Origin of the sequence: Gelidibacter sp. (genome assembly GCF_035577925.1) — a bacterium.
Classification (GTDB): Bacteria; Bacteroidota; Bacteroidia; order Flavobacteriales; family Flavobacteriaceae; genus Gelidibacter.
Map to the genome: position 1 here is coordinate 1 of NZ_DATJCY010000185.1, position 3,698 is coordinate 3,698.

The following is a 3,698-nucleotide window of genomic DNA, read 5'->3' on the forward strand; positions in this document are numbered from 1 at the left end:
CGTTAATGATACGCCGGTTAACTTAAATGGTCTGCAAGTGCTTGGCGAACATCTTTTGGACATTCATTCGCAACACCAAACCTTGCAATTGACCAATGACGATTTTCAATTTCAGGTCATTGATGCGTTGGCCAATAACAGCAATTTGTTGAATGATTATTCACTTCAATTACAGCATTTCAAAACTTTAAAATCAGATTTAAAGAAATTACAGACACAAAAAGTTGAAGCCATAAAAGAATTGGATTATAATGTGTTTTTGTTGAAGGAATTGGAAGATGCTAAATTGGTGGATGGTGAACTAGAATCTCTTGAAGAAGAATATGAAACACTGAATAATATTGAAGAAATAAGTGAACGTCTGACCGCTTCCCACGAATTGTTGGGCAATCAGGAAATTGGAGTCATGCCGCATTTGGCTGAGATTAAGAATCAACTTTCCAAATTATCAGATTTTTCGTCAAGTTATAAATCGGTTTATGAACGCGTCACTAGTAGTTTGATAGAATTGGACGATGTGTTTGCAGAAATAGAATCGTTGCAAGAATCTTTGGAAGCCAATCCCGATCGATTGAACGTTGTGAATTTAAAACTGCAAGTTTTGAATAATTTGATGCAAAAACATGTGGTTTCAAATATTTTAGAATTGATTAAAATAAGAGAGGAATTGAGTGAGAAAGTTTTGGTTTCAGAAAACTTGGATGAAGTTATTGCTCAAAAAGCATCAGAATTATCCTTTATTGAACAAAAACTTAATGATCTTGCTTCAAAAATCAGTAAAAATAGAATCAAAGCAATTCCTGGATTAACTGAACAATTGGAAGCGTTGTTGGCTACTTTGGGAATGCCAAATGCCAGATTTAGTGTGGAATTGATTCCATCAGATCGCTTTTTAGATAACGGTAAAGAGGAGTTGAAGTTCTTGTTTTCTGCCAATAAAGGGGGGCAGTTTAATGAACTTAAAAAAGCAGCATCTGGAGGTGAATTGTCACGAATTATGTTAGCCATAAAATCGATATTGACCAATTATACCCAACTGCCTACCATTATGTTTGACGAAATTGATACCGGAGTGTCAGGTGAAATTTCTAATAAAATGGCTTCTATTATGCAACAAATGAGTAAAACCATGCAGGTTTTTACAATAACGCATTTGCCACAAATTGCCGCAAAAGGTGATACGCATTTTAAAGTATTTAAAGAAGATATAGATGAGGTGACGCAAACCCAGTTAAAACGTTTAAATGCCGATGAACGTGTTATAGAAATTGCCCAAATGTTGGGCGGTTCGGATTTATCCAGTTCGGCCATTGAGCACGCCAAACAATTGTTGAACTAAATGGTTCTAGATTATGGAATCAATTATTTCTGTATATTACATTTATCATGCAAAGATTCTCAAACGGATTATTCAAAGAATTAGAAATGAAAACGGAGCAATACGTTTAAAGTTTTATTAACTTTGACCCTTAAATTGCTTAGCATAAAATAAAAAAAATTATAAACATGGCTTACAACTTATTAAAAGGAAAACGAGGAATTATTTTTGGAGCTTTAGATGAAAACTCAATTGCTTGGAAAACAGCAGAACGCGTTCATGAAGAAGGCGGTACGTTTGTATTGACCAATGCGCCAATAGCAATGCGAATGGGTCAAATTGATGAATTGGCTAAAAAGACAGGTTCTCAAATTATTCCTGCCGATGCTACTTCAATCGAGGATTTAGAGAATTTGGTTGCTAAGTCCATGGAAATTTTAGGAGGAAAAATCGATTTTGTACTTCATTCCATCGGTATGTCAATTAATGTTAGAAAAGGCAAACATTATACCGACCAAAATTACGAATGGACCCAAAAAGGAACTGATGTATCTGCAATGTCATTCCATAAAGTGATGCAAACCTTGTACAAGGCCGATGCTATGAACGAATGGGGAAGTATTGTTGCTTTGAGTTATATGGCGGCACAACGTGTGTTTCCGGATTATAATGATATGGCCGATAACAAAGCGTATTTAGAAAGTATTGCACGTAGTTTTGGTTATTTCTTTGGAAAAGAGAAAAAAGTAAGAGTCAATACCATTTCGCAGTCGCCAACACCTACCACTGCTGGGCAAGGTGTTAAAGGGTTTGATGGTTTTATTGCTTATGCCGATAAAATGTCGCCACTTGGAAACGCAACCGCGTTGGATTGTGCCAATTATACTGTAACTTTATTTAGTGATTTGACCAAACGTGTAACACTCCAAAATCTTTATAATGATGGCGGATTCAGTAATATGGGCGTCAGTAATGAAATTATGGATGCTTTTATGAGCAAATAAACAAATAAAATATTTTAATTTAAGATTTCAAAAGCTGCCATTTGGTGGCTTTTGTGTTTTGATTCCTTTACCTTTGTAAGCTATGGATACATTGCATTTTTCATTTATAATTCCGGTATATAATAGACCCGATGAGGTTTATGAGCTTTTGGAAAGTTTTACAAAACTTAAAGGCGATTTTGATTATGATATCTGCATTGTTGAGGATGGCTCGTCAATTTCATCAAAAAATGTGGTTGACCAATTTTCGGAACGATTGAAAATTTCTTATTATGTGAAGGAAAACTCAGGCCCGGGTGATTCTCGAAATTACGGAATGCGGCGTGCAAACGGAAATTATTTTATCATCCTGGATTCAGACGTTTTATTGCCCGAAAATTATTTACAAGCCGTTTTTAAGAGTTTATCAAATTTTTATACTGATTGTTTTGGAGGCCCGGATGCGGCGCACAGCTCCTTTTCAAACCTTCAAAAAGCCATTAATTTTGCAATGACCTCCATTCTTACCACAGGCGGAATACGAGGAGGGAAGGATACTGGGAAGTTTGAACCGCGAAGTTTTAATATGGGGATTTCAAAAAAAGCGTTTGAAGCATCTGGTGGTTTTGGAATCATACATCCCGGCGAAGATCCTGATCTGTCATTGCGTCTTCTAGATTTGGGTTTTAAGAGCCAACTTATAAAAGAAGCTTTTGTTTATCATAAACGACGTATTTCTTGGTCCAAATTTTACCAGCAAGTCCATAAATTTGGATTAGTAAGACCTATTTTAAACACTTATCACCCCAAATCCGAACGCTTTATTTTTTGGCTGCCTACATTTTTTTCGGTAGGGGCTATTATAAGTTGTATCTTATTTTTGATGGGTATAAAATGGTTGTTGTATATTTATGTAGTTTATTTAGCACTCGCTTTTTTATTGGCACTTTTCAGTACCAAAAATTTAGTCATTGCCATTTTTGCAGTCGTAGCCATTTTTGTTCAGTTTTTTGGTTATGGCTATGGGTTTTTAAAATCGACAATTGCCATAAAGTTTTTAAAGAAAAATCCGGAGGAGAGGTTTCCAAAATTGTTTTTTAAACATGTATCATAGATTAAAGTCAAAGCTTTCTAAATCGTTAAAAAGTAAAAAACTTAATGTTTTTGGGCTGTTTTTTCTTTTGTCCTTTTGTTTTTGGGCATTGACCAAGCTTTCCAGAAATTATACAGAAACAATTTCATTTGATCTTGTTTATAACAATGTTCCTGAAGCCCATCATATTGATGTTGATAGTTCAAAAAAAGTAGTAGTTACCGTCACTGCATACGGATTTAATTTGTTGAAATATTCGTTTTACAAACCCATATTGCAAATTGATTTTAATACAGATGTAGTG

3 protein-coding genes and 1 pseudogene are annotated in these 3,698 nt (G+C 34.9%); all 4 read left to right on the top strand.

Annotation, left to right across the window (positions count from 1 at the left end):
• Nucleotides 1–1,339, top strand: a 1,339-nt coding sequence (locus VNJ50_RS06830; protein ID WP_325580290.1) for a DNA repair protein RecN, incomplete at its 5' end; no start/stop codon positions are given.
• Between the two features lie 167 nt (nt 1,340–1,506).
• Entirely contained in the window at nt 1,507–2,322 is an 816-nt protein-coding gene (locus tag VNJ50_RS06835; protein ID WP_325580292.1) for an enoyl-ACP reductase FabI, read from the top strand.
• An 82-nt stretch (nt 2,323–2,404) separates the two neighbouring features.
• Nucleotides 2,405–3,415: a glycosyltransferase gene (locus tag VNJ50_RS06840; protein WP_325580293.1), complete on the top strand. Its 1,011-nt coding sequence runs from the start codon at nt 2,405–2,407 to the stop codon at nt 3,413–3,415.
• Nucleotides 3,405–3,698: pseudogene (locus tag VNJ50_RS06845) on the top strand (YbbR-like domain-containing protein); the annotation flags it as partial. The gene VNJ50_RS06840 and the pseudogene VNJ50_RS06845, both read left to right, overlap by 11 nt.